This is a genomic window from Nitrospirota bacterium (assembly GCA_016219645.1).
Taxonomy (GTDB): domain Bacteria; phylum Nitrospirota; class Nitrospiria; order Nitrospirales; family Nitrospiraceae; genus Palsa-1315.
Map to the genome: position 1 here is coordinate 14,228 of JACRLR010000018.1, position 26,919 is coordinate 41,146.

Genomic DNA, 26,919 nt, shown 5'->3' on the forward strand with positions numbered 1-26,919 from the left:
TTGTCTTGTTTGTTTGGTTGACGGAAATTTCAACGAAACAAACCAAATAAACCAAATAAACAAAACAAACCAGATAAACAGGAGCTTTTCGATGACCAACCAATCGGGTGCGGCAAGTGACATACTTCAGAAGCAACTGAAAGAATTGGACCAGATTTTCCAGGACACCATGCAAACGCTGAACGTCGCTTCTGGAACCGAGCGAGTGGCGAAGTGGAAAGTCAGAACCGTCTCGCTCATCGCTGAGTGCTTGGGCCAGAAGGAAGGGCAGAAGTTTGCCGCCCTTCAGCCGGGGCCCTCTTTTACCAACGACCTGACCGAAGAGTTTACCGACCTTATCGATTATTTCAAAACTCCGCTTACCGATTTGGCGAAACGGATAGCGCAAACAGCTCCTCCTTCTTCCCGCGGGAATTAATCTGTGCCGATTGCTAATCTCCCTCCTCCGAACAAGCGGCTCGGCCAGAATTTTCTGATCGATCCGAACATCGTGCGCAAAATCGTATCGTTGGCGCAACTGGACCCCAACGACCATGTGTTGGAAATCGGCCCAGGTCGCGGTTTCCTGACGGAAGCGCTGTGCCAGGCCGCCGGCCGTATCACGGCGGTCGAAGTAGACCCGCGGCTGCATGCCTATCTCGAAACCAGGCGGGCGGAGCTTCCGAACGTGGAGCTGGTCTGTGAGGACGCGCTGACCTATCCGGTCGAGAGTTTGCCGACTGGTACGGTTGTCGTGGCGAATCTGCCCTACTACATATCGACGCCCCTGCTCTTCCGACTGCTCGATCAACGAGACCGGTTTCCGCGTATGGTCCTCATGCTTCAAAATGAAGTGGTAGATCGATTGGTGGCAAAGCCCGGCGGCTCCGACTATGGGGTGCTCTCGGTCATGGCGCAGTACGCAGCTGTGATGACGAAGGCCTTCCGAGTCTCAGCCCAATGCTTTCGCCCCAGGCCGGATGTCGGCTCGGCAGTGGTCTTGCTGCGCGCGAAAGACCGCACGAGGCTCAACCACGAGGAAGAAGCCGCGTTTCGCGCACTCGTGAAGGCAGCTTTCGCGCATCGGAGAAAGACGCTCGTCAATTCCCTGCGAGACGAAGGGTACGCACCTCATCCTCTTGACGAGACATTGCAGCGACTCGATATTGTCCAGACTCGCCGTGCAGAGACGTTGTCGGTCGAAGAGTTCATTCAGCTTGCCCTTGCACTTTCCCTCCACCGTCTTTAGGAGGTGGTCTGGATTGTCCCCCACTGCGCGCGTCCAACGAGGTTCTTCCCGATTCTTCATACTTCTTTTAAGGGGAGTGGCCAAGGCGGCCCTTCACTGCGCGCATCGAACGAGCACATTCTTATCGTGCGCGTTCTGCGAGCAAGAAGGGCACCTGGCTGCTCCCCTCTCCTCCGCTTCGTTTGAATTGATCAATCCCCTGTGCTAGCATCGCGGATCATGGCTGTCACCACTTCGGCCAAGCGGGGCGAGGCCCGCGGTGCCGCTTCCCCCCCATCACACATCAAACGGGAAGTGATCGGAGTCGTCCTGATCGCGTTGGCGCTCTTGACGCTTCTCAGCCTGCTGTCCTTTGTGTCGAGTGAGGTCAAGGCCGGGACATCTGCGACGCCTCCATCCAGGAACCTCATCGGGGCGGTCGGCGCATTTTTCGCGTCCACCATCTTCTGGACGATCGGCGCGGCAGGCTACATGTTTCCGATACTCCTCGGCCTCATGGGTGTCCGTTGTTTTACGCAGGACAACCTGTCGATCCGTTTGCGGAACGCTGCCGCTTCGCTGGCCGCGTTGCTGTTTCTCGCGGGCTTTCTCCATCTCGAAGTCACGGGGGTGCCGACCGTCTCAAGCGGCCTGATTTATCGAGGGATGGCGGGGGGCATCTTCGGGCGGGTGTTGGCTGAGAGCTTGCGCATTTATTTTGCGAGCACCGGCGCTCATATCTTGATCATGGCAGGACTCCTGGTGTCGCTCCTCTTCACGACGTCTATCTCACTGGCGAAAGTTGCTCAGCGGATTCCCGGTCTGGGTAATTGGATGTTCAACAGGGCTCGTGCCTTGATTCCCGACCGCCCGGAGGAAGAAGCCGCTTCTGAACCCCTACGGAAAGCCAAACAGAGGTCGTCGAAATCTATCCGTGAGGTCATTGAAGAAGCGCTTCCTGAGGCGGCTGGGGAGCCGGAATTGGATTGGCCGGTCATTCAGCCATCGCGACAACCGACTTCCGAACCGGTTGAGCCGGTGGAATCAGAGCCGGAGCCGCAGATCGTTGCCGCTCAAGCCAGGGCGGGAGACTATATCTTGCCGGATCCGGCCCTGCTCTTGAGCGAACCTTCAGGCCCGCTCGGGCGTGTGACGGAAGATGAAATCAAGGCGCAATCGGATGTGCTGACCCGCGCCCTGCTCAGTTTCGGCATTGCGGGGAAGGTCACAGAGGTTCGCCCTGGACCGGTCGTGACGATGTATGAGTTCGAGCCGGCGTCGGGGACCAAAGTTGCGCGCATTGTGAATTTGGCTGATGATCTGGCGTTGGCGCTGAAGGCGATCAGCCTTCGAATTGTTGCGCCGATTCCAGGAAAATCGGTCGTAGGGATCGAGGTGCCGAATCTCTATCGCGAGACAGTATCGATGAGAGAGGTCGTCACGAGCGAGGTGTTTTCACGTGCCAGATCGAAGCTCAGCTTAGCCTTGGGGAAGGATATCTTCGGAGCCCCCATGATCGCCGATCTGAAAACGATGCCTCACTTGCTGGTTGCCGGCGCCACAGGAGCAGGGAAAAGTGTCAGCCTCAATACGATGTTGCTGAGCCTGTTGTTTTCGGCTCGACCCAATGAGGTCAAGCTACTCCTGATCGACCCCAAGATGCTCGAATTTCAAACGTACGACGGCATTCCTCATCTGCTGCGTCCGGTCATTACCGATCCAAAGTCGGCGGCGCGCGGGCTCAGTTGGGTTGTCGCGGAAATGGAGCGACGCTACAAATTGCTTGCTGAGGCAGGGGTGCGAAATATCGATGCCTATAATCGAAAGGTTTCCGGAGGACAGGGGATATCCGAGGTAGACTCAGCGGCCAAGTTGGAGCAGCCGGAATTGCCCATCCAGTTTCTACCTGAAGAGGAGCGGCTCTCTGCCGGAGAAACTACGCTTCCGGATGGCAGCCCCGGATCGTTCTTGCCGCCGCCGACTCCGCCTGAGCCCCTGCCCTATATCGTGGTGATGATCGATGAGTTGGCGGATCTGATGATGGTGGCGCCGAAGGAAGTGGAAGACAAGATTGCGCGTTTAGCGCAGATGGCCCGTGCGTCAGGCATCCATCTCGTGCTGGCGACGCAGCGCCCGTCGGTCGATGTGCTGACCGGTTTGATCAAGGCGAACTTCCCGGCCCGCATCGCCTTTCAGGTGTCGTCGAAGACCGATTCGCGCACCATCCTGGATGCGAACGGCGCGGAAGCGCTCCTTGGCCGAGGGGACATGCTCTATCTGGCTTCTGGAACCGGGCGCCTTATGCGGGGGCACGGGTCGTTTGTCTCGGATGACGATGTCCGCCGCGTGGTCGAGTTTGTGAAGGATCAAGCCAGGCCTGCCTATAATCAGGAGTTGCAGACCGCCCTGAAACAGGAAGAGGCGAAAGAGGAAGAGGCGTTGGACGAGGTGTATGAACAGGCCAAGGAACTCGTCCTGACGACCGGACAGGCTTCTGCCTCGCTGATTCAGCGTCGGCTGCGGGTGGGTTACCCTCGGGCGGCTCGGATGATCGAGCAGATGGAGGCAGACGGCCTCGTGGGCGCAGCTGGTCGCGATGGACGGAGAGAGATCGTCGGGCGGCGAGGGCCGGTGGGGGCAGAGGAACAGGCATGAGGTGGTATGGGGTCACTAAGGCGCTCTCCTTGCTCGCGCAACGCGCGGTCGCGGACTCCCCTCGTTGGACGCGCGCAGTGGAGAGCACCTCAGCGACTCCATCTGGCCTAATCAAAGTGGGACTGGCATTTGTGTGCATGTGGGCTCTCGTACCAGTGCCGTTCCTGAGCGCTGAGGAGAACGATGAGAAAGCGTTGGGAGAGGTGCGGGAGGTGGTCAAGCAGCTTCAGGCGCGGTATGAGAAAACGAAAGATCTTCAGGCGGACTTTACGCAAAAGACGATGATCGAGGGGTTCGAGCGGCCCATCACGTCCTCGGGCAAGGTCTATATCAAAAAGCCGGGCCGGTTACGATGGAACTATCTCGACCCGTCGGTCGAGGACATCTATGTCAATCGGGATGACATCAAAGTGTATGTGCCGGAGCATAAGCAGGTATTGGTGGGGAAGCTCACGCAAATGGCGGCCTCTAAGGCTCCGTTAGAGCTCTTGCAGGGGGCAGCCACCTTGGAGGAGTCGTTCGACATTGAGCCGACACCGGGGAAGGGACGCGGCGTGGGAGGAATCCGGTTACTCACCCTCCTGCCGAAGTCGCGTGAAGGTGAGGCGGGGAGATCGTTACAACGGATCGTGGTGGAAGTGTTTCCCAAGACCTATTTCATCCGGACCATCTCTCTCTACGAAGTCAGCGGCAATGTCGCAAGTTTTGAATTTTCTTCGCTCCAGTACAACGTCGGCCTCGCCAACGCACTCTTCGACCTGAAGTTGCCGGCCGATGTGGTCGTCGTGAAGGCTCCCGTGCTCAGTACTCCGCAGTGAGTGTAGACAGGATGCGGGGAGGTTGATCTGGTTCATTTTGTTTATTTGGTTCATCTGGTTAGTTTCGTCTAACCAAAAAACCAGACAAACCGAATGAACAAGACAAGCTGAGGGGCTTTTTCAGCAGCCTGGTGGGTGAGTGGGAAATGGTGACGATATGAATCAGTCGATGGTTAGTTCCCTCGGTGAAGCGGTCGATGAAGCAGTGAAGCGATTGGATCTCGATCGACTCTCGCGTGAGTATTGGGATCAAAACGAATTCCTCTTCGTTCCACAGTTTCTTTCCCGGTCGGTGGTGGAAGAGTATCTTGTTCCTCAAGCGCAGGGGGTGAAAGGCGAGCTGAATCGTAACTATATTCCCGGCCATAAAAAAGGTGGGAGCGTCAGCTACTATACGGTGATGGAGAAGGCCCCACGCTTTCTCGATCTCTATCGATCTGAAGCATTCATCGAATTCTTAAGCCGTCTGGTACGGGCCAAGCTCAGTCGATGTCCTGAGAGCGATCCCCATTCCTGCGCGCTCTACTACTATACGGAACCAGGGGACCATATCGGGTTTCACTATGACACGTCCTACTATAAGGGGGCTCGCTATACCATTCTGATGGGGATTGTCGATCGGTCTACGCAATGCAAACTGGTCTGCGAACTGTTCAAGGACGATCCTGTGAAAACCCCTAAACATCTTGAACTGATTACACAACCAGGGGACCTCGTCATTTTCAATGGAGATAAACTCTGGCATGCGGTTACTCCGCTCGGCGAGGGGGAAGAACGGATTGCCCTCACGATGGAATATGTCACCGACCCTGACATGGGAGCTTTCAAACGGCTCTATTCCAACCTCAAAGACTCCATCGCCTACTTCGGCCTCCGCACGGTCTTCAAGCAGGCGATCACGGGTTCCAATCGCCCTCGCTCCTAGTTGGTCTTTCTGGTCTATCTCGTCTGTCTGGTGTCTTTAGTTATCTGATTCTGGCAACCTGATAGACCAGACGGACCGAATAGACGAAATAGACCTTCTCCGTCTCTCCCATTTCATATGGTCGTCGTTGCTTTCATAGTCACTGCCGTCTATAGTTTGATGCACTGTGAATCGCCTTTTCCAGCATAGTGTGATCGGTTTGTTGGTCCTGTGCCTCGTTGTCATTTCTCCTCAGGTATTGGTCTCGGCGGCGGCTGAGCAACCGGATGTCGCCAAGCGCGAGTACGAGCGAGGTATCGCGCTGTTGCGAACAGGTGATCTTGCTGCGGCATCTGAGGCTGCCCGAAAAGCTGTCGAGCTCAATCCCTCCTCGGCCGAGGTGCACCATCTGCTCGGCATGATCGCGTTCAAAGAAAGGAAACCGGATCAGGCGATCGAGTCGTTCATCCACGCGCTCAAGCTGAAGCCGGCTTATCCTGAAGCTCTGAACGATCTGGCCGAGATCTATCTGATTCAAGGAAAATCGGCCCAAGCGGAGCAGGCTCTCAAACGGGCGATCGAGATCGATCAAAAACATGCGGATTCATTCTTCGATTTAGCCAGGCTGTACGAGCAACGTCGCGATGTCGCTGCAGCCACCAGAACCTATCGATCCTTGTTAGCCGCCCATCCGAGCCACCGTGGCGCCCTCTACAATCTTGCATTGCTCTACGAAGCACAGGGAGACAATCGCGGCGCACAAGAGACGGTGAGCCGCCTCCTCAAACTCGATCCTAAGCATGCTGACGGCTGGTACCTTGCCGGGCGGATCGCGGAAAAGAACAACGACCTTGTGGAAGCCGCCCATGCCTATAGACAGGCCATCGTAGTGAAGCCCGCGTTAGTGGATGCGCACTATAACCTCGCGTTTATTTACCGGAGCCAAGGCAAGCCCGTGGAGGCAGAGCGGGAATATCTCGAAGTCTTGCGGTATCGCCCGGAGTATGCCGAAGCGCATATGAACCTGGGTGTGACCTATACAGGTCTAAACAGGCTTGAAGAGGCAGAACGTTCCTACGAGCGAGCCGTTGCGTTGAAGCCGGACTACGCTGAAGCGCATTACAATTTGGGTGTCTTCTATGAGTTGCATCGGAAAGATCTTCCGAAAGCGCTGGCTCACTATCACGCGTACCTGAACCTCGGTGGGCGCGACGATCGTGTTGAGCGAATCGTCGGCTCCGGAGGTCGATGACAATTGTGTGATCAGAGCAGGATGCTCAAAAAGTCCGTTCAGCAAGGCCGCAGCGAGTGAAGGCCTGAGGCGTACCCTTGCGGTACGTTGAGGGTCTGAACGATGCGAGAACGAAGCTGGTGGACTTTTTGAGCATCCTGCTACCAATAGGGCCAAGGTCGCCAATAGGGGCTCCAGTAAGGACCCCAATATGGACCTGGCCCCGAATAATAATAGGGGTGGACACGGGGGGCCACGTCTTCCGATTTGGTCCAGACGCGTAGTTGTTTGATATTGATGACGGGATAGGTGTAGTCGGTCTCATCCAGCGGTAACGTGACGGAACCGGAGATCTCGCCGGTCACGGTAACTCTGGTCCCTGGGGGGAGAGTTGCAGGATCGAGGAATTCTCGCTGGAAGGCGATGAAGCGGCCTTGTGATTGGGTCAAATCATATCCGGGACGCGTCGATCGATCGAGCGGCAACTGTAAGATCTCGATCCTGGTGCCATCTTTCAGACGTCGGCCTGTCAACACGTTGCCGCCAAAGACTACCGCTTGCCCCTTCAGGGAGTCCGGTGCTGCCTTGACCTGGAGAAAAGGAAGGGCCTGTGTGTCCGGGCCGTCTCCTGCCTTTTGCATCGAAGTACAACCTGTGAGCGTGACGAGTACGGCGACGATAAAGAAGATGGTACGTGCTTGCATACGCATAGTCTAACATAGTGAGTAAGGAGTAAGTTCACGGCACATTCGCTATAATGAGCGATCAGTGTTGATCCAGCAGACCGTGGGAAACCATCTTGACAGAGGGGAACTGCGACGGCTGCCAGGGTTGGAATCAGAGGAGAACACAAATCGCAGGATGCTCAAAAAGGTCGCCCAGCAAGGCCGCAGCGAGTGAAGACCCGAATCGTACCCCAAGGGGTACGTTGAGGGTCTGAGCGATGCAAGAACGAAGCTGGCGGGCTTTTTCAGCATCCTGCCAGAAAGGGAGTGGATATGATGCGAGAGCGCTGTGCGCAATGGGTCTCAGTCGTCTGTGCGGCTGTATGGGGCGTTGTCGTCTTGTGGAGCGCACCAGCTGCTGCCTTGCCCCTTGATTTAAAGGGCAAGTTCGAAATTCTGACTGGCGAGGTGTCCACTCATACGCCTGGCAAGGTGAAGCTGATGGAGTTCGCCGACTTCTATTGCCCACATTGTCACCACTTCGAAGAGACAGGGTTGCCGTTGCTTGTGAAAGAGTTCGGGAATAAGTTGGAGATCACGATGGTGGGGTTCCCTGTGATTCGTGGAAAACTCCCGACCGCATTCGATATGTATGAGCAGGCGAGGGCGATGGGTAAAGGCAACGAAATGAGGACGGTCTTGTTTCGCACGATCCACAAAGACAAAATTGATGGCGTGCTGGATCGCTCGATTCGGGAGATTCTGATTAAGGAAGTTGGTCTCGATCCGAAAGCGTTCGAAGAAGGAATGGCCAGCGGGAAACCGGCTAGGGCCGTTGAAGACGGGCGCAGGTGGGGAGAGCGGATTCAGGTGTCGTCAACTCCATCGATCTTGTTGGATGGCAATATCAAAGTCGATGGTGCGAATATGACTCCTGACAATGTCCTCACGATCATTCGGAGTATCCTGGATGCAGATGCAAAGAAGTAATGGGTCAGGCGCGAGACGAGCGAGACTAGCGGGACAGGCGAGAAATGGTCTGGAATATTTGCGGTGACATGCGTGCGATGTTCATTCGAGCCAACGTATCGTTGCGTCACTTGGCTTGCCCGGTGCGCTTCACGCTTCACGTCTCACGCTTCACGGTATTGTGATGGCGATCGATCCAATCTGCGGGATGACGGTTGATCCCGCTTCGGCAGCCGGAAGTCACGAGCATAAAGGCCAGCGCTATTATTTTTGCGGTCTGTCCTGCCTGGAGCGATTCAAGGCCGATCCGGAGCGGGTGTTGCAGCCTCAGTTGGTGAGTGTTGCCAAGCCGACCACAAGAAAACCCCTTCCCATGATGCAGCCTGCCCCGGTCATGATGGGGCCTGTGGCGGTCGATCCCGTGTGCGGGATGACGGTGCAGCAGGCCACGGCAGCCGGCTCCTATGAATATCAAGGGAAGACCTACTACTTCTGTGCGGCGAGTTGCCTGACCAAGTTTCGGGCTGAGCCGAACTACTATTTGACTCCCCCTGAACAGCGCGCCCCACGAGTGACGCCGGTTCCATCCGGTGGAGTGGTTGAGTACATCTGTCCGATGGACCCGGAGGTGCTGGAAACCAAACCGGGCGCCTGCCGGATTTGCGGGATGGCACTGGAGCCAAAAGTCGTCTCGCTCAACGATGAGCGGAACCCCGAACTTGAGGACATGACCAGGAGATTTTGGGTCTGCCTCGGGCCTTCAATCTTGGTGATGCTCTCGGCGATGGTCGACATGGTCCCCGGCTTCTCCTTTCCCGAGGCCCTCACCGGTTCGACAAGGAACTGGGCGCAATGGCTGCTGGCGACGCCGGTGGTGCTCTGGGGCGGCTGGCCATTTTTCCAGCGAGGGTGGATCTCGGTGGTGAACCGGGCTCCCAACATGTTTACGCTCATCGCCATGGGAACGGGGGCGGCCTATGGCTACAGTACTGTGGCGACCGTTGCGCCGGCGCTGCTTCCCAGCTCATTCAAATTACATGACGGCTCGGTCGCAGTCTATTTTGAAGCAGCGGCCATCATTACTGTGCTGGTCCTGCTCGGCCAGGTTCTAGAACTGAAGGCTCGCAGTCAGACGAGTTCCGCGATTCGTTCCCTGCTTCGCCTTGCCCCGAAGACCGCCAGGCTGATCAAGCCTGGCGGACAAGAAGAAGATGTTCCACTTGAGCACATTCAGGTAGGCAATCGGCTACGTGTCAGGCCGGGGGAGAGAGTGCCGGTCGATGGGATGGTTCAAGAAGGTACAACATCTGTAGATGAATCCATGATCACTGGCGAGTCTATTCCAGTCCAAAAGACAGTGGGGATGAGGGTGACCGGTGGAACCATCAACGGCTCAGGCGGGATGGTGATGGTCGCTGAACAAGTCGGGCGAGACACGATGTTGGCTCGGATTGTGCAGATGGTCGGTGAAGCGCAACGGAGTCGGGCGCCGATCCAGCGTCTCGCCGACGTGACCGCTGCGTACTTTGTCCCATTGGTGGTGGCGACCGCGCTGATCACTGCCGTGGCCTGGGCGATCTGGGGCCCTGAGCCGAAATTGGCCTATGCGCTGGTCAACGCCGTGGCGGTCTTGATCATTGCCTGTCCCTGTGCATTGGGATTGGCGACGCCGATGTCGATCATGGTTGGGACCGGTCGTGGAGCGACGGTGGGTGTCTTGGTGAAGAAAGCTGAAGCGTTGGAGGTGTTCGGCAAGGTGGATACGCTCGTGATCGATAAGACCGGCACCCTCACGGAGGGCAAACCGAAACTGCTGTCGGTGCTGGCTGTGCCGCCCTGGTCCGAGGCCGACCTGTTGCGCCACGCTGCGAGTCTTGAACGGAGCAGTGAACATCCGCTGGCTGTCGCGGTGGTGGCGGGAGCGGAGGCGCGAGGGGTTGCCCCTGCCCCGGTTGAGAAATTCAGTTCGGTTACGGGGAAGGGTGTGACAGGGACGGTCGCGGGCCGTCGCATCGCGATCGGGACTGCTGCATTCTTGCAAGTCGACGTTGGGGTGGCCAGCCAAAGCCTCGCGCAGTTGGATGAGAAAGCGGCCTCTCTTCGTCGCGAAGGGCAGACGATGCTGTTCGTCGCAATCGATGAGCAAGCCGCTGGTATTCTCGGCGTGGCAGATCCGATCAAGGTGTCTACGCGGGACGCAGTGAAGGAACTCATGGCCGAAGGCATTCGCGTCGTCATGGTAACGGGAGATCACCGCGATACGGCCGACGCTGTGGCTCGCCAACTTGGCATTGAGGAGGTCATGGCTGGTGTGTTGCCGGACCAAAAGGGACAGATCGTTGCGCGCCTCAAGTCCCAAGGCCGCGTGGTGGCGATGGCCGGAGACGGTATCAACGATGCCCCGGCCCTTGCATCGGCCGATGTTGGAATTGCCATGGGAACTGGAACGGACACGGCCATTGAGAGTGCGGGGATTACGCTGATCAAAGGGGACCTGCGCGGGCTGCTCCGTGCGCGGAGGCTGAGCCAAGCCACGATGCGGAACATTCGGCAAAATCTCCTATTCGCGTTTCTCTATAATGTGATCGGCGTGCCGATCGCGGCGGGTGTGCTCTATCCGGTCTGGGGGTTACTCCTGAGCCCTATGATTGCCAGCGCCGCCATGACATTCAGTTCCGTGTCTGTCATCTCCAACGCCCTCCGCCTGCGTCAGGTGGATTTGTGAGTGCGCCTTCGACGCACGCATGCTAGGCTAGCGCCTAGTTCATGGTTTGTTTCGTTGATTTGGTTGATTTGGTTTATCTGATTAATTCCGTTCAACCAAAAAACCAAATAGACCAAACAAACCAAAAGAACGGTCTTTTTATGCTGTTTCGACCCACTCTCATATCGCGAATCGTGATCGGCCTCTGTCTCGGAGGCTCGATCGTCGGTGGATCAGCCCTGGCCGTGAGTCCTGTGATTCCTGTGGCTGGCGGAGCTGAACTCCAGGCGCAAGTCAAGGCGACTGCGACAAAAGTTATTCCCGCTGTCGTCAGCATTGCCTCCACGGTCATGGTCCGCGATCAAGGGTTCAGCGACGAAGCGCTGCCGTTCGGATTATTCAGGGATGCCCCGCCGCGGCGGCAATATGGTCAGGGCTCCGGTGTCATTGTGTCGCCGGACGGGTACATTCTTACCAACAACCATGTCATTGCCGATGCATTCGATGTGGATGTGATTCTCGCCGATCGGCGGCAATACAAAGGGAAAGTGGTGGCCACTGATCCAAGAACCGATGTGGCTGTGGTGAAAATTCACGCGGCCAATTTGCCGACGGTGACGTGGGGGGATTCGAGCAGTCTCGCAGTCGGCGAATTTGTACTGGCGATCGGAAATCCGCTTGGGCTGAGCCGGAGCGTGACGTTCGGCATTGTCAGTGCTGTCGGTCGAGCCGACGTCGGCGTTGCCGACTTCGAAGATTTCATTCAAACCGACGCCCCCATCAATCCCGGCAGTTCCGGCGGGGCATTGGTGACCATCAATGGAGAATTGGTGGGGATCAATACCGCCATCGCCAGCCCCACAGGGGGGAGTGTCGGTGTGGGCTTCGCCATTCCGAGCAATATGGCTCGGGCCGCGATGCAGAGCCTCATCAAGACCGGTCGTGTCGTCCGGGGGTTCCTCGGCGCCTCGACGCAGGATGTCACGCCTCTGTTAGGGAAGGTTTTTCGTCTCCCCGATGTGAAAGGCGCGATCGTCACCGATGTGCAGGCAAAGGGATCTGCCGAGAGAGCTGGACTCAAACGTGGCGACGTGGTCGTGCGCTTCGACGGACGTGACGTGATGGACAGCGGACACCTTCGGAACCTCGTGGCTGCGTCGACGATCGGAAGTAAACACCGCCTCGATCTCATGCGCGACAGTAAACAATATCAGGCTGACCTGGTAGTGCAGGAGGCGCCGCGTGAAAGGGCCAAAAAGAGCCAGTCTGCATCTGCTTCTGCCGCCACGGCTCATCCCCTTGCCGGAGTCGTCTTCGACGATGTAACTGTGCCCTTGGCCCGGCAGATGGATCTGGCTGTCACCAGCGGGGTGGTGGTGACGGATATTGAAGAAGGCAGTCTGGCAGAGTCCTCCGGTCTCCAGCCCGGCGACGTCGTGCTCGAACTCAATCGACAGCCAATTCTCAACTTCGCCATGTTTCAGCGACTGGCCGATCCGATTAAGCCCACCGATCTTGCCCTCCTGCTGGTCAACCGGCAGGGGAATGCCCTCTACATTCCGATTCAAAACGAATAGAGCGGGGGCAGGGGTGGCCAGGTGCCCTTTTTGCTCGCAGAACGCGCACGATGAAACTGTGCTCGTCCGATGCGCGCAGTAAAGGGCAGCCTCGGTCACCCCTGCTAGGAAAGGTATAGAAAATTGAAGATTCTTGTTGGGCACGCGCAGTGAAGGGAAGCCTCGGGTACTCCCTTTGGAGCTAAAGGGTGACGTACGCAGGCTGCGTTAACTCCGGCCCCAACCTGTTGCAGCCATAGATTCCAGTTGAGGTGTTCCCTGCTCCAGTGGAGTAACGAAGTATTGATTTCGCCGATCTGGGAATGCTACGTTTATTAAATTCGTGCTACTACCAATACTATTATGAAGAAGCTTATTCGGTTCGGTGTGTCGTTGGACCATCATCTCCTCGATGATTTTGATCGGCACATCAAGAAGCGCAAGTATACGAATCGATCTGAAGCATTGAGAGATCTGATCCGGGACAACCTGGTTGGGCAGGAGTGGGACGACAACAAAGAAACGGTCGGCACGATCACGTTTGTGTATGACCATCATGTGCGCGACCTGACAAGAAAACTGACTCATATACAACATGACTTCCAAGGTCACATCATGGCGGGCATGCATGTCCATCTCGACCATGACCATTGTCTTGAGGTCTTAGTGGTAAAGGGAAAAGGGTCAGAGGTCCAGAAGGTGGCGGATGCTCTGGTCTCGGTCAAGGGTGTGAAACACGGAAAGCTGACCATGACGACGACCGGCAAGGGTTTGGTGTAGGTCGTGCGTGTCTGCGTGATCGACGGCCGGGGCGGAGGTCTCGGATCTCGGCTGGTCGCAGGGCTCCAGTCGGAACTCGGCTCGGCCCATCACATTGTGGCGTTGGGAACCAACAACGTTGCGGCGGCGGCGATGAAACAAGCAGGGGCTGTACAGGTGGGTGTAGGGTCTCGGGCGATTGCCGGCACGCTGCCCTCAGTGGACGTGATTGTCGCCTCGTTGAATCTGGTATTGCCGGGCGCGATGCCGGGAGAGGTCACACCGGAGATCGTTCAAGCCATTCTCGGCGCGCGGGCCACGAAGGTCCTGCTGCCGCTCAATCGGGTTCGCCTTGAAATTGTCGGTGCTGGGACCTGTACCCTTGAGGCATTGATTACGGAGTCTTTGTCCCGAGTCCGTTCCTTGGTCAATTCGGTCAGGCCTGCCTAGGCTGGTTCTTCCAAGTCATAGTTGTCGCCAGGCCACGAGGGTCTGCGCCAGCCGGTGAGACGGCTGTCGATAGATCATCGTGGGCGCCTCATCCGTCCATGCATGTGACCGTGACGAGGTCTGACGATGCGACGCTTTCTGCTATTCCTGGCGGCTGTAACATTTGGACTGACCTTTGTGGAGTCGGCACAGCCCCACGATCCCGACGATACCGAATTGGAAATCCCGGAGGTCACGGTTAAGGGAGCACGCCCGGTCGCAGCCTCTTCTCAACAGTTCATCACGGACAAGGAAATTCTTCTCCAGCCGCAGGGCCGTCCGGCGCAGATACTGCGTCTGATTCCGGGTTTCATCATTGCTGAACATTCTGGCGGCGCCGGGAAGGCAGATCAATATTTCTTGAGAGGATTCGATGCCGATCATGGAACAGACGTGGCGTTCTTTATCGACAACATGCCGATCAATTTACGCACGCACGGGCACGGCCAAGGCTACACTGACCTCAATTTCATCATTCCGGAAACGATTCAGGGCATCGACGTAGTGAAGGGGACCTATCACGCCGAATTCGGCGACTTCAATACGGCCGGCGCCGTCCGGTTCAAAACTCGCGACGTGTTGCAAGAGAACGTGGTGCAGGGATCCGGCGGGCAGTTCGACACGCAGCGGTATCTCTTGATGCTGTCGCCCACCAAGGATAAAGTGCGGACGTTGTTTGCCGCGGAGGGCTATTACACGAATGGACCGTTTGAGAATGACAATCGCTATTTTCGTTTCAATCTTTTAGGCAAGGCGACCATGAACCCGACGGTTCGCTCGGAGTTCAGCATCACAGCGAGCTATAACAAAGCGAACTGGAACGGCTCAGGAGAAATTCCCCTCCGTGCTGTCACGGACGGCACAATTGATCGCTTCGGCGCGATTGATCCCTCTGAAGGAGGCAGGACGGAGCGTGCGACCGGCCGACTGCAATACCACTATGACACGCCTTCTAATGGGCGATTCTTCGCCGATGCCTACTTGATGTACTACAAGTTTGACCTTTGGACCAATTTCACGTTTTTTCTGGATGACCCGGTGAACGGCGACGGCATCCATCAATATGATCAGCGGTACATGTATGGCGGGAATCTGGGGTATCAGCAGGCAGGAGAACTCTTGGGCATTCCCAGTGCTGCGACGGCGGGGTTCCAGGTCCGCGCTGATAGTATCTCCAATATCCGACTCGGGACACAAACGACGCGTGTTCCTACTGGGACCATTGTGCAGAGTGCGGTTGAGGAAGCGTCCTACTCGCCTTATGTGAAGCTGGAGCTGCAGCCGCTGCCCTGGATGCGGTTAGTAGGCGGTATCCGTGCCGACTACTTCACGTTCGATGTCACAAATCTCTGCGACACCTGCCCTCAACAGCCGGCCGGCAGCAAGGCCTCGGGCCAGGTCAGTCCGAAGGCCAACTTGATCCTGGGTCCATGGTTCAATACCGAACTCTTTGTCAACTATGGCACCGGGTTCCACAGTAACGATGCGCGGTCCACAGTCGCGGGTGCGAGCACGCCTCTCGCTAGGGCGCAAGGCACAGAGGTAGGTGTGCGGTCGAGACCCTGGGGTCCGGAGCGGCTGGAATTGCTCGCAACGTTCTGGTGGTTGAATATCAACTCCGAACTCGTGTTCGTGGGAGATGCAGGCACCACCGAGGCTCGTGGGCCCACTAGACGTTACGGGGTGGAAGTAGGGGCGCGTGGACAGGTCTACGGACCATTTTATGTGAACGGCAGCTTCACCTGGACCCATGCCGAATTCAAAGACGGACTCGCCATTCCGTTGGCGCCTGACTTAACCGCGTTCACGGCATTGATCATGCGATGGCCGGAGGGTCTCTCCTCGCAGATACAAATGACCTATCTCGGAGTGAGGAACTTGACCGAGGATCGTTCGGTCAAAGCGCCATCGTGGACCGTCTTTGATTTGACCGAACGGTATCAGTTGCCGATCAAGCTCTCCCATGGGCGTCTTGAAGCCTTTATGTTTGTCCAGAACCTTTTCGATTCCACCTGGGAGGGGGCTACGTATGCATTCGCATCCCGTCTGTCCGGCGAGCCGGCGGGCGGAGTGCAGGACGTCCACTTCGTGCCGGGCAATCCACGCTTTTTTATGGGCGGCGTCGCATGGTACTTCTAGTAGACCGCTGAAAACGACTTCCAACTGCGTTCTCGTCTCGAAAGCATCCTCAACGTACCCGAGAGGGTACGCCTCCGGTGCTTTCTTTGCCTGCGGCCTTGTTGGAAGATCGTTTTGAGCGGTCTATAGTGAAGCCATATGAAGACCAAGCCAAGAATTCTTCCGCGCATCTATTTCAATCGTCCGACGCTTATGGTCGCACGGTCGTTGATCGGCAAGTATCTCGTTCGGGCGATCGATGGCCGTACACTCGCGGGTAAAATTGTCGAAGTGGAGGCCTATGTGGGACAGGAGGACAAAGCCTGCCATGCGTCGAAAGGGAGAACGCAGCGAACGGATGTCATGTTTGGTCCAGGAGGGGTTGCCTACGTCTACCTCATCTATGGGATGTACCATTGTCTGAATGTTGTGACTGAGCGGGATAAATTCCCCGCAGCCGTCTTGATCAGAGCGGTTGAAATAAATGGAGCATTGATCGATGGACCGGGACGGCTCTGTCGGGCGATGCAGATCGATCGAGGCCTCAACCGTGCGGATCTTACGACCGGAGAATTGATCTGGTTCGAGGATCGAGGGGAACTAATGAAGAGAGGTGATGTGGGGATCCATCCTCGAATCGGTGTCGACTATGCAGGCGAGTGGGCCAAGAAACCCTGGCGATTCCGGTTGCGTACGATGACCGCTCTCGCTCGGACCGGGCACAGAAATAAACAGGGAGGGGCCGGATAGGTCCGACACCTCCCTGTTGCAGCCAGTTGAGGGCTTGACTATTCGATCTTCCGATCGCCGGAAATCTTTGTGGCCGAGGTTACCGGAGGAGCAATCTTGATCTGTGGCCCCTGCACGGTCGGCAGCTGACCTGCTCCCTGGCCTTTGGTAATCCGCTCATTGTCTGTTTTCATCAGATTCTGCTGGACGTGGGTGTCGTCGTGCGCGGCGGCCTTGAGCTCGGCTTTTTCACCACTGGCGTTAGTCTGGCCAGGATCGTTGGCAGTCGGCTGGCCTGTCACAGGACTCCCGCTGTTCTTCATCGGGTAGCCTTCATGTTTGGGGAGGAGCGATGGATTCGCCGAGGCCATTGATAGGGCAAAGAGGACACCGGAGACAGTGGCAACAGTGCCGATGATGAGCTTCATACGCCTACTCCTTTGAATAGTTAAATGGTAGCAGGAGGACATACATTTTCAACGTCAAGGTCGAATCAAGTGGGGAAGATCATAGCCAGGATGGGGTGTGTCTGTCAAAGGGAGAATGGAAGGGGAGTGGCCAGGTGCCCTTCTTGCTCGCAGAGCCCCCACGATGAAACAGTGGTCGCTCGATGCGCGCAGTAAAGGGCAACCTAGGCCGCTCCCCTTGGGGGCACAGTGGGGGGGGGATGAAAAGGGTTGGATGGGTGGTCTGTTGGCCTCCTTTGCTCGCGCCACGCGCACGATAAGGGGATGGAGGGACACCCCTGTTGGTCCTGTGCTCCCGGAACGCGCGCCCCCTGAGAAGGGCCTCGTTCGACGGCCGCACGTAAACCAACAGGGGTGTCCTTCCACGAGACAAAAAGAGGCAAGCGTTGCGCGCAATCGAGGGTCGACCAGGCGACCCTTGAAAATGTCATGGGGAATTGAAAGAACACATGCAGTGGAAGATTAATCAGCCCCCATCCCTGAAGAGACGACGAGCGAGCTTGGAGGGAGTATTTAGACAAGCTACCTCAAAAAATTCGTTCTGAAATTGGGTACAGGTCGATTTTCTGCGTGATATCAATTATTCTCTGGCCTGTTCAAACATGAACTGCCTTGGACAGTGCAGCAAGAAGGCGGAGAGATGAAGCCCCAGAAATCCAAATTCGATGGCCTGGCGCGGCTGCTTAAGCGCATAGGGGGGAGCAGGGTACTGCCCGCGGCCTTGGAAGAGCGGCTGGCGTCCGCCGGCAATGCAGATGATCACCTCGCGGCGGCCATGCTGTATCAGGAGAAGGCGCGAGAGCTGGAGGCCGAGGCTGTCGAATTCGAGACTGCCGTCTCAAAGATCGGCCCCTATGAAGACACCAAGGGATTCCGGAAGAGCGCATTAAAGACCGCAGCGCAACAAAAGCGGTATCGTGCGAAGCAGATGCAAGAGCTCCATGCCGCACATCTGGAGAAAGCGCGCTTCCTGCACGGGACAGCGCAATCTGAATAATCAGCATCGAAAGCAATGGTCGTTCATCCTGAATCCGACTGAGGCTTTCGCCCTCCAGATCTCCTTGTAGCAACCTGCACAACCATCAGAATTGGGAGCTTTGGCCACAGATACGGAGCTGGCGCGGGCTAGGTGATGGTTGGGAAGAACGGTGTTCTTACGCTATCGCCGGGCGGGCCGCCGGCGGCCGCGTCCTCGATAGGATGGGCCATGGCTGAGACCGGGGAGGCGGATGGTCACGGTGGTGCCTTCATCAGGCGCGCTGCCGATGGTAATGGAGCCGCCATGTTCTTCGACGATCTTCTTGACCGTGGCGAGACCCAGACCGATCCCGGTTCGCTTCGTGGTGAAAAACGGCTCGAAGACCTTATCGACGATTTCTGCTGGAATGGGCGCCCCGTCATTCTTGATGAGGATCACATCTTCGACGCCCCGCCCCGCGCGATGTTGGGTGACTTGAATATGGAGATGCCCGCCTGGGCTCATGGCTTCACTCGCGTTCCTGAAAATACTGAGGAAGACCTGCTGGAGCTTGGCTTCGTCGCCGCGGACGGGCGCGATGACGGTCGCATAGTCTTTGGTCACCTGTATCCTGGTGACTTCGAAGTCAGTCGCAACAACCGTTAGGGCACTTTCGATCACTTCAGGGATACGGAGGAGCCGTCGAGTCAGTTTGAGTGGTTTGGCAAAATCCAAAATCTCGTTCAAGATAGCTTCGATACGAATCAGATTGCGCATGGCGTTCTCGACGCGCGTCTGCGGGTCGAAATCGAGGATGCCTTCACCCGTGACTTCTTCCAATTGGGCGCGGATGGAGGCGAGTGGCTCACGCACTTCAGTAGCCAGAAACATGCTGAACTCCCCGATCGCGGCCTGCCGTTCCTGTTTTCTGATCATGGGTTCAGATGGACCTGGAGCTGTTGGGGCTCCGGAGGTTCCGGCCGGCCCAGTGACAGGGGCTTGGCTGGCCGGCGCCGGCGCTTGGAGAAGATCCGCGATCTTCATAATCGTCGGCTCAAGCGAGCGGGCATCGGTCTGTTGGTAGCGACCGGCTTCTTTCGAGGCCAAGGTGATCGTCCCGCCGACCTGTCCGCGGACGAAGAATGGGACAACGAGGGAAGAAAGAAATCGGTCCTTGAACAGATATTTGTGATCGAGAAATCTCCCCTGTGTAGAGGCCAAATCATGATCCACTCGTGGCTTACGATGGCGGACTGCCCAGCCGGACGCTGAGCTGTCGAGCGCGAGGCGGTGGCCCGGTTTCAGATCTTTTTTCCCATCTTTCTGTTCGCTCTTCAGATCGCCGGCCATTCCCAGCACTTCGACATTGCCGGCAAGGGGATCGTAGTGACAGGTCCAGATGCGATCGTAATCGACGTATTGGCGGGCATCCGTCAAGGCGGCAATGATGGTGCTTTGGAGTTCCGGTGTGAGTTGTGACAGTGGAACCGGGAACATGTCTGCGGGAGTGGATGCTGCAGGGACCGGTTCATGCGCGACAAATGGCCGACTGAGCAGGAGATTCATATCGAACAGGTTTTCGCGATCGAGGGCTTTCGTGACCTCCTCGCCGGCCTGCTCCATCAAGGTTTTTTCTTTTTTCACGAACGCGGCGCTTTCTTTTCGTCCAATGACGAGGAAGCCGTACGTCCGGTTACGATGCAGAAGGGGGGCTGCGAGCAACGACTTCGCGCCCGGCGTGATCAAGCGGAGGCGAATGGTGCGCCCGCTTTCTTGCTCACTCGCGGGAGTTGCTGACGCGACGGCAGGGGCTGAAAGCGCGCGGAGGATGGCTTGGATATCGCGGGGCGTGAAGCCTCGTGCGGCATGGCCGACGAGTGGACCCTGGTCGCAATGGAACAGGGCGGCGAGGGCTGCCTCGACCGGCAGGTCGTTGAGCACAGACGTTAAGGTCCGCTGGAGCGTCGTCTCGGGAATCGGCTTGCTGTGCGGAGCTGTGGACGTCATTCGTGAGTCATTAGAGCCAGGCTGGCATTGTAACAATGACAAATGAGCAATTCAATGAGAACTGGTGCCTTGGTTGGTTTGGTTTATTTTGTTTATTTGGTTCGTTCGGTTGATCTGCTTCAACCAAACAAACGAGACAAACCAAATAAACTAAATAACGATCTTATTTCATTCGTCTGGATTGATGATTTTGGGCGGGCGTTGAGGGAACGTCTGACGTTCTGTGTGACGACCGTCAGAGGTCCATGCATTGAGGATCATGGTAACCAGACTAATCACGACCGCACCACCTACGGCAGGCCAGAATCCCGCTACCGAGAATCCGGTGACAAGGTATGAAGTTAATTCCAGCAAGAGCGCGTTGACGACGATGAGAAAGAGCCCCAGCGAGAGGACGATCAAGGGAAGGATCAAGACAAAGAGAAGCGGCCGGACCAAGAGGTTCAGAAATGTGAGCACGAGGACCGCTGCGAGTCCCGCGCTGAACGAATGAACCTCAAGGCCCGGCACAATCATGACGGCCAGAAATACCGCGATGCCCGTAATCAGGACTCGAATGAACGCGGTGCGAATCCCGCCACTCAAAAAATGGTTCTTCACCTCACCTGTAAACTGAAACGGTGGCATCGGGCACCCTACTCAACCGGAACCGGCTCGATGGAAATCGGTACGCGTCTGGCCGTGGAAAAATGAATTTCAGTAGCGAGCAACAGCGGATCGCCTTTTTTGGCCCCCTTTTTCTCGTTCTTTGTGGCAACGATAATCACGCGATCGCCCACCTCAGGCATGGTGGTGCCTTTCGGATTGTGCTGGTCTTTGAATTTGGTCTGCTTGTTGACCTGCAGGTCCACCAGGCCCTTGGATGTTTTGATCTCAATGTGTTTTGCATCAATGGCCATCACGGTGCCGAGCACATGCTGGTCGGCGCCGTGGACGAAACTGGGCGTGGACATGAAGAGGCCGACAACCGCCACCATCAGATATAACCACATGGTAGGTTCTTTCTCCTTCGGTGGTCGACGTATTTGTGACGATGACCGGTGCCGGCTTGCGCAATCGCCGCGTCGTTCTTAAAGCCCGGTCCGCGGATGAACCCGAGTCATTTCGTTCGCCTTGATCCCGCTCTCCACTATACAAAGTCTGTTTTATGATTGCCACCGGGTCAGCCAGACCGAGAGGTACTGTGTGGTCTTGTGAGACGAAACAGCAGTAGTGCAAGGACGGGGAGGTGCATCAGCAAACCGCTTATTCCTATGAGCAATTCGCTGATCCAAAACGCCACACTGAGATTGAAGGCCAGGATGCCATGGTAGAGGCCGACGCCCAGTAGGAGGTGAGGAGTGACCGATGGAGGCGTCGAAAGTGCGGAGAGTCGTCGCTCGATCGGAAAATAGATGGCGAGAGAGATGAGTCCGACGACAATCCACCCCGCATAGTTGGTGAGCGGCACGCCAAAGTGAATGCCTGGATCAGCGTAATGATAAATCTTCCCTAAAAACCAGCGCTCGCCGCGGAGGGCCACGGGATCGATGACCATATCGATTAATGCAAACAAGCAGGCAGTGATCAACAGCACGGGCCAACTGGTTCGTGCTGCGATATCGAAACGCAGTGGCTTGAGCAGCGGTTGAGTGGAAGGCGAGGACTGGTCGATTGGGAGGACGAGACAGAGCGCAACGCAGTAGGCGGCGTACAGCAGAAAACTGAACGAGATCGAAGCCATGATGGGGACGTTGAAGAAGTAGAGTTCCTGGCCCATGGTCGAACCGTTGTAGATGTACCATCCGAAGGGAATGCCGGTACGCGTGGACGAGAATTCACAGATAAGGGCCGTGGCCCAACTGATCAGCCAGAATCGCCAGGTTCTCGGCCAACCGATCAGCTGGATCGCAGCAAACAGGAACGCGGCCAGGAAGAGGAAGACGTAGGGGCGAAAGAGGATGGTTTTCAGGAAGAGGGTGAAAAAGTCCATCGATGGGTAATGGTAAATGGTCAAGGTTGAATTTAAGAGATTCTGAGGAGTCCACCATTAAACATAAACCATTCACCATTCGCAGTTACGCATAGTGATGATCCCGGAACCAACGCACGGCCTTTTCCAGCGCAACCTCCGGTGGTGTCTGGGGGATGCCAAGTTCCCTGATCGCTTTACTGCAGTCGTAGTGCATCTTGTACTTGGCCATCTTCACCCCTTCGAGCGGAATCCGCGGGGGCTGGCCAGTCATGTTAGCGACCCATAGATTCAGATAGGCCAAGGGAAGAATCGCGAGTCGTGGCAGTTTGATCGTGGGCGCCTTCACGCCGCTCAGGCGGCTCAAGATCTCAAGCACCTCACGCAACATCAAGTTCTTGCCGCCCAAAATGTAGCGCTCACCGGTCCGGCCCTTTTCCATCGCGAGCAGATGGCCGGCGGCCACGTCATCGACGTCGACAATATTCAATCCGGTTTCAATATAGGCCGGCATGCGGCCTTTCATGAAATCGACGACGATCTGTCCTGTCGGGGTTGGTTTCACATCGGCTGCGCCGACCGGGGCGCTCGGATTCACGATGACCACCGGCAGCCCGGCCTTCGCGAGCTTCAAGACCTCTTGCTCTGCCAGGTACTTCGATCGTTTGTAATGTCCCGCCATCTGTTCGAGCGAGACGGGCGTCTCCTCCGTACCGAGTCCTCCGCTCGGGGGGAGGCCAATCGCCCCGATGGTGCTGCAGTAGACGATCCGTTCGGTGCCAACGTCCCGGGCCGCCTCCAATAGATTTTTTGTACCGAGGACGTTGACGTCGTAAAAGATCGAAGGATCTTTGGCCCAGAGCGCATAGTGGGCTGCCACGTGGTAGAGCTGGCTGCAACCGGTGAGGGCGCTTCGCAACGAGGCCTGATCACGCAGATCACCCGTGACCAGCTCATGAGGCAATCCCTGTAGATTCTGGAGATCGGATCCGCCGCGGGCAATGACTCGGACGTCGATGCCGCGTCTGACCAGCGCACGTGCGACTGCCCCGCCGACAAATCCGGTTGCGCCGGTGACGAGAGCCTTCATCTTGAGGACGTGAAGCGTGAAGCATGAAGCGTGAAACGTAAGGTGTAGAGAGTTGGTACTGGAGCAGCAAAGAGCTTTCGTTTCACGCCTGACGCCTCACGCCTGACGATCAGTTCTTCCGAGAGGTGATATATCGGGCCAGTTCGCGGAGCGGGTCGGCGGCCGGGCCGAACGGGGAGAGGCGTGTGATCGCACGGGCCACACAGTCGTCCGCCAATTTTCTCGCTCCCTCTGTCCCGTAGAACGTCGGATAGGTTTTCTTCCCTCTTTCCGCGTCGGTATTGGGGTTCTTGCCCAGTTCCTCGCGGGTTCCTGTCACGTTGAGCACATCATCCGCGATCTGGAACGCCAGTCCAACATCTTCGGCATAGCTCGTAAGGTCATCCAGCGGTCGATCCTCTGCGCCGGCGGCAATGGCGCCCATCCGCACCGCCGCGCGGATCAACATGCCGGTTTTATGCTTGTGGATGTTCTGGAGTGTCGGAAGATCGATGTCTTTATTTTCAGCCTGGATATCGAACACCTGACCACCCACCATCCCCACGTTTCCCGAGCCATGCGCCAATTCTTGAATCAACCGCACTTGGCGTGCCGGGTCGCAGCCCTTCATCAGATCCGGACGGCTGCAGAGATCGAATGCCATCGTCAGCAACGCATCGCCTGCCAATATCGCCATCGCGTCGCCGAACACTTTGTGGTTCGTCGGATTCCCACGGCGGAAGTCGTCGTTATCCATTGCGGGCAAGTCGTCGTGAATCAAAGAATAGGTGTGAATCAATTCCAACGAGCAGGCAATCGGCATCAATCCCGGCGCCGGCTGTCCTACCGCTTCTGCCGCGGCGATAGCCAGGATAGGGCGGACGCGCTTTCCTCCCGCCATGAGACTGTATCGCATGCTCTCATGCAGCGTTGTCGGTGGTGTGGTGGAGGTGGGACTGACGGAGTCCAGAAATCGATCGACCTCAACCCTCTTCTGTTCGAGGTAGTCCTTGATATTCATAGGGGTAAGGCTGGGCTCGTCACAACAGGCCCTGAATCCGCTCGGAGCGTAACAAAAGGCCTGGAGGCTGTCAAACAAGAGGGGGAGGGGAACAGCCAGACCATCCTTCTTGCTCGCAGAACGCGCACGATCAGAATGTGCTCGTCCGATGCGCGCAGTGAAGGACAGTCTGGCTGTTCCCCTCAAGGCCAAAGTGGGAAAATTGGAAGGCCTTCGCCCGAGCTAATGGCACGTTCCGGTGTGCCAGTGAGCGGGCGGGTGAGAAAGCTGCGCGCACAGTGGGAGCCCTATGAGACCCCTCTCCTTTGAAAAGAAACGAGCAATCTCAAAGGGCAATAAGGGAGTTTCGACTGGCTCTGTCAAAGCAGGGCGGTGGCTACCTCAGTTGATGTGGTCACAATTTGTGACCACGGCCAGGAGACGGCCGGTGAAAGAATCAATTCATCGAGTTCATCGCAATCTGCGATGAACTCGATGCAGAGCCATGACAGTGCGGTAAATGTCCGGAACCGGTCGCAAATTGCGACCAGTTCACACGGTGGAAGACGGCATTGCCCTTGGGCCTTCACCAAGCACGGTGCTATCATGGCCGCCAACATACTCCCAGGGCATTAAAGTTCGATGGCTGATTCTGATCGCCGGTGGGAATATAAATGTTCCTTCCAAGAGTCCCCAATCTCTCATACAGCTCTTAAGGGGAGTGGCCAAGGCTGCCCTTTACTGCGCGCGTCCAACGAGGGCCTTCCGAGGCCGCGCGTTGCGCGAGCACAGAAGATCATCAGGCCCCATCCCCTCCTCCTCCTTGTTTTCCCGCCGGCTGCTTCGCTATACTTAACTCCATGAGCATCAGAAATCTCGCTGGGACATGGGAGCCGATGCTGCTGGGGATTGAACCCAGGAACTGCAAGGTCTGCAATGAAGGGCTCTATCGCAACAAAACATTTTTCAGCGGCGGGTGGTCTCGCTGTGCCCAGTGCGAAGAGTTCGTCCACTACAGCTGCCTAGCCACCGGCAAAGTCTCTTTCCTGAAAGCCCGCCCGCGCCTGTGCAAGACCTGCCGCGCTGCCCAAGGGGATACTCCTTCTTCTTCGACGAAGGTCACGACCCCGGTGGCCGTCGGGTCGTGAATTCCAGCTCACAAGCAAGTCCGGTCGAAGCCCGCTCGGGCAGACCAGCCCTTTTCCCCAACCTAGTCCGGTTCGCCCTGGCGCCGTTGATTCTGGCCGCCAGCGGTTTTTTTACGGCGAATTTCCTCATCAGCGGCCAATACACCTGGTCGCGGACAATTCGTACGCTGGCGCTGATGCTGACAGTGGTGATCCTTTCCTATGAATTCGTCTACAAGGAACAGCTGGCGCGCGACGAGCCGCCGGCCCTTGCCCGGTTTGCACTGCTCTATTCTTGTGCGCTCCCCTATGTCATCGGCGTGGGGGTGATGATAGCGTTGTGGGCACTTTAGTTGGTTTGTTTGGTTTATTTAGTTTGTTTGGTTGAACGAAATTAACCAAATGAACCAAACAAACAAAATGAACCGAGTTGGCAATCTGTTTCGATGTGAGAAAGGTCGATGGCAGAGATTATCCGCAGCGGCGCCTTCCTCCAACAATGTTGGTCGGTGCATCCGCTCTGCCTGACGGTCAAACGCATCGAAGCAGATCGCATTGTGGTGCTGACCTGCAGTTCATGCCGCATGGTGCACCGTGTGACGGCCGTCATGATCACCAAAAAGGTATGGACGGGAGACTCTTCCCTGCCTGAATTGCATCCTGCGCAGACGGATGGGCTCGCGGTCTTGAAAACCTGTTTGGGCGCCCATGCCCCTGCCCTGTCTGTTCGGGAGATGGACGTCTTTCAGGATGCGCTGTGGGTCCGCTGTGCTGAATGCCGGGCGCAGTTCGACCTCACAGTCTCTCAATTCGAGACACATCAGAAATAGTCGGCACCCTTCGAGCCGGCGTTCGGCCGATCAATGACCATGCCATACCGATTCACAGATGAAGAAGCGGCCTTGATGGCCGATCAGCACTTCTTTTGCGCCAAGGCGCAGATCATGGCCAAGGTGCGAGACATGCTCGATGCCACCCATGCGGCGTTGAAAGAAGAGGTGGACGTGGCCTCGCTCGTGACCCCGCCGGATTTTGATCCTATCAGCTGCCAGTTTGTCAAAGGCGAGCATCTCGAATTGTTTCCCTATCAATATCTGGATTTTCCGAAACACTTTCACGATTCGAATGCGTTTACTTTCCGTACGCTGTTCTGGTGGGGCTACCATGTGGCCTGCGCGCTTCTGCTCGAAGGCGCGGGGATCAAACAATACAAAAAGCACATCGTGGATCGCTTCCACCAATTGGCAGGAAGGGATCTGGAATTGTCACTGGCTCCCACGCTCTGGGAGTGGAAGCGGGGCGAAGGCTATACGCTGCCGATCACCCATGATCGCAAGGCGCAGATTGCTGCTGTCCTGGCTGAGCGGTCTTTTGTGAAGATTGTCCGCTTCCTTCCGTGTACCGACCCGAGGATTCGATCTGGGGAAGTACCGGCATTCAGCCGCGAGACGTTTCGCGCACTTCTCCCCGTCGTGACCAGCTAGAAAGTGGCAGCATCGGAAGAAGGTTGAGGTCGAGGTTAAGGTTAAGTGTCGA

Annotated in this window: 26 protein-coding genes; 18 read left to right on the top strand and 8 right to left on the bottom strand. The window is 56.7% G+C overall.

All coding sequences use genetic code 11. The annotated features are described in order from the left end of the window. Positions 1-91 precede the first annotated feature (91 nt). The 6 genes from HZB34_06790 (at position 92) to HZB34_06815 (ending at position 6,836) form a co-directional block, all read left to right on the top strand. Complete coding sequence (locus HZB34_06790) at positions 92-418, top strand: hypothetical protein (GenBank protein MBI5315659.1); 327 nt, start codon at positions 92-94, stop codon at positions 416-418. Between the two features lie 3 nt (positions 419-421). After that, positions 422-1,228 carry a ribosomal RNA small subunit methyltransferase A gene (gene rsmA, locus HZB34_06795; protein ID MBI5315660.1) on the top strand — a complete coding sequence of 269 codons (807 nt, stop codon included), beginning with the start codon at positions 422-424 and terminating at the stop codon, positions 1,226-1,228. A 219-nt stretch (positions 1,229-1,447) separates the two neighbouring features. Next, complete coding sequence (locus HZB34_06800; GenBank protein ID MBI5315661.1) at positions 1,448-3,862, top strand: DNA translocase FtsK 4TM domain-containing protein; 2,415 nt, start codon at positions 1,448-1,450, stop codon at positions 3,860-3,862. A gap of 137 nt (positions 3,863-3,999) precedes the next feature. Continuing rightward, positions 4,000-4,680, top strand: a complete 681-nt coding sequence (locus HZB34_06805; protein MBI5315662.1) for an outer membrane lipoprotein carrier protein LolA — start codon at positions 4,000-4,002, stop codon at positions 4,678-4,680. Between the two features lie 157 nt (positions 4,681-4,837). Further along, complete coding sequence (locus HZB34_06810) at positions 4,838-5,605, top strand: 2OG-Fe(II) oxygenase (protein MBI5315663.1); 768 nt, start codon at positions 4,838-4,840, stop codon at positions 5,603-5,605. 166 nt (positions 5,606-5,771) lie between these two features. Beyond that, positions 5,772-6,836 (top strand): tetratricopeptide repeat protein, encoded by a 1,065-nt coding sequence (locus HZB34_06815; GenBank protein MBI5315664.1) that lies wholly within the window; start codon positions 5,772-5,774, stop codon positions 6,834-6,836. A 140-nt stretch (positions 6,837-6,976) separates the two neighbouring features. Here the strand turns inward: HZB34_06815 and HZB34_06820 are convergent, their stop codons facing one another. After that, positions 6,977-7,525: a Slp family lipoprotein gene (locus HZB34_06820; protein MBI5315665.1), complete on the bottom strand. Its 549-nt coding sequence runs from the start codon at positions 7,523-7,525 to the stop codon at positions 6,977-6,979. A 291-nt stretch (positions 7,526-7,816) separates the two neighbouring features. Between HZB34_06820 and HZB34_06825 the strand changes: the two genes are divergently transcribed. The 7 genes from HZB34_06825 (at position 7,817) to HZB34_06855 (ending at position 16,825) form a co-directional block, all read left to right on the top strand. Then, positions 7,817-8,470 carry a thioredoxin domain-containing protein gene (locus tag HZB34_06825; GenBank protein ID MBI5315666.1) on the top strand — a complete coding sequence of 218 codons (654 nt, stop codon included), beginning with the start codon at positions 7,817-7,819 and terminating at the stop codon, positions 8,468-8,470. A gap of 163 nt (positions 8,471-8,633) precedes the next feature. Continuing rightward, positions 8,634-11,174: a heavy metal translocating P-type ATPase gene (locus HZB34_06830; GenBank protein MBI5315667.1), complete on the top strand. Its 2,541-nt coding sequence runs from the start codon at positions 8,634-8,636 to the stop codon at positions 11,172-11,174. A gap of 140 nt (positions 11,175-11,314) precedes the next feature. Next, entirely contained in the window at positions 11,315-12,730 is a 1,416-nt protein-coding gene (locus HZB34_06835; GenBank protein ID MBI5315668.1) for a Do family serine endopeptidase, read from the top strand. 342 nt (positions 12,731-13,072) lie between these two features. After that, positions 13,073-13,489 carry a nickel-responsive transcriptional regulator NikR gene (gene nikR / locus HZB34_06840; GenBank protein MBI5315669.1) on the top strand — a complete coding sequence of 139 codons (417 nt, stop codon included), beginning with the start codon at positions 13,073-13,075 and terminating at the stop codon, positions 13,487-13,489. Between the two features lie 3 nt (positions 13,490-13,492). Then, a complete protein-coding gene (locus HZB34_06845; GenBank protein MBI5315670.1) occupies positions 13,493-13,918 on the top strand; it encodes a DUF3842 family protein in 426 nt (141 codons plus the stop codon). Between the two features lie 126 nt (positions 13,919-14,044). After that, positions 14,045-16,096 carry a TonB-dependent receptor plug domain-containing protein gene (locus HZB34_06850; protein MBI5315671.1) on the top strand — a complete coding sequence of 684 codons (2,052 nt, stop codon included), beginning with the start codon at positions 14,045-14,047 and terminating at the stop codon, positions 16,094-16,096. Between the two features lie 138 nt (positions 16,097-16,234). Next, positions 16,235-16,825 carry a DNA-3-methyladenine glycosylase gene (locus HZB34_06855; GenBank protein MBI5315672.1) on the top strand — a complete coding sequence of 197 codons (591 nt, stop codon included), beginning with the start codon at positions 16,235-16,237 and terminating at the stop codon, positions 16,823-16,825. Positions 16,826-16,863: 38 nt separating this feature from the next. Here the strand turns inward: HZB34_06855 and HZB34_06860 are convergent, their stop codons facing one another. Beyond that, positions 16,864-17,232, bottom strand: a complete 369-nt coding sequence (locus HZB34_06860) for a hypothetical protein (protein ID MBI5315673.1) — start codon at positions 17,230-17,232, stop codon at positions 16,864-16,866. A gap of 679 nt (positions 17,233-17,911) precedes the next feature. Between HZB34_06860 and HZB34_06865 the strand changes: the two genes are divergently transcribed. Continuing rightward, positions 17,912-18,268, top strand: a complete 357-nt coding sequence (locus tag HZB34_06865) for a hypothetical protein (protein ID MBI5315674.1) — start codon at positions 17,912-17,914, stop codon at positions 18,266-18,268. Positions 18,269-18,430: 162 nt separating this feature from the next. Here the strand turns inward: HZB34_06865 and HZB34_06870 are convergent, their stop codons facing one another. From HZB34_06870 to HZB34_06895, 6 genes are all read right to left on the bottom strand, one after another. Beyond that, positions 18,431-20,236, bottom strand: a complete 1,806-nt coding sequence (locus tag HZB34_06870; protein MBI5315675.1) for a GAF domain-containing protein — start codon at positions 20,234-20,236, stop codon at positions 18,431-18,433. A gap of 168 nt (positions 20,237-20,404) precedes the next feature. Beyond that, complete coding sequence (locus tag HZB34_06875; protein MBI5315676.1) at positions 20,405-20,863, bottom strand: phage holin family protein; 459 nt, start codon at positions 20,861-20,863, stop codon at positions 20,405-20,407. A gap of 8 nt (positions 20,864-20,871) precedes the next feature. Then, a complete protein-coding gene (locus HZB34_06880) occupies positions 20,872-21,228 on the bottom strand; it encodes a hypothetical protein (protein MBI5315677.1) in 357 nt (118 codons plus the stop codon). A gap of 170 nt (positions 21,229-21,398) precedes the next feature. Beyond that, on the bottom strand, positions 21,399-22,208 hold the full coding sequence (locus HZB34_06885; protein MBI5315678.1) for a carotenoid biosynthesis protein: 810 nt from the start codon (positions 22,206-22,208) through the stop codon (positions 21,399-21,401). An 85-nt stretch (positions 22,209-22,293) separates the two neighbouring features. Next, positions 22,294-23,277 carry an NAD-dependent epimerase/dehydratase family protein gene (locus HZB34_06890; protein MBI5315679.1) on the bottom strand — a complete coding sequence of 328 codons (984 nt, stop codon included), beginning with the start codon at positions 23,275-23,277 and terminating at the stop codon, positions 22,294-22,296. A 109-nt stretch (positions 23,278-23,386) separates the two neighbouring features. Then, the gene (locus HZB34_06895) at positions 23,387-24,277 is read right to left on the bottom strand and encodes a polyprenyl synthetase family protein (protein ID MBI5315680.1); all 891 of its coding nucleotides are present in this window, start codon (positions 24,275-24,277) and stop codon (positions 23,387-23,389) included. 839 nt (positions 24,278-25,116) lie between these two features. Between HZB34_06895 and HZB34_06900 the strand changes: the two genes are divergently transcribed. The 4 genes from HZB34_06900 (at position 25,117) to HZB34_06915 (ending at position 26,867) form a co-directional block, all read left to right on the top strand. Then, the gene (locus HZB34_06900) at positions 25,117-25,404 is read left to right on the top strand and encodes a hypothetical protein (protein MBI5315681.1); all 288 of its coding nucleotides are present in this window, start codon (positions 25,117-25,119) and stop codon (positions 25,402-25,404) included. Further along, positions 25,401-25,736, top strand: a complete 336-nt coding sequence (locus HZB34_06905; protein MBI5315682.1) for a hypothetical protein — start codon at positions 25,401-25,403, stop codon at positions 25,734-25,736. Before HZB34_06900 ends, HZB34_06905 begins: the two co-directional genes overlap by 4 nt. Before the next feature lie 108 nt (positions 25,737-25,844). Continuing rightward, the gene (locus tag HZB34_06910) at positions 25,845-26,213 is read left to right on the top strand and encodes a hypothetical protein (GenBank protein MBI5315683.1); all 369 of its coding nucleotides are present in this window, start codon (positions 25,845-25,847) and stop codon (positions 26,211-26,213) included. A 39-nt stretch (positions 26,214-26,252) separates the two neighbouring features. After that, positions 26,253-26,867 carry a hypothetical protein gene (locus tag HZB34_06915; GenBank protein ID MBI5315684.1) on the top strand — a complete coding sequence of 205 codons (615 nt, stop codon included), beginning with the start codon at positions 26,253-26,255 and terminating at the stop codon, positions 26,865-26,867. Positions 26,868-26,919 lie beyond the last annotated feature (52 nt).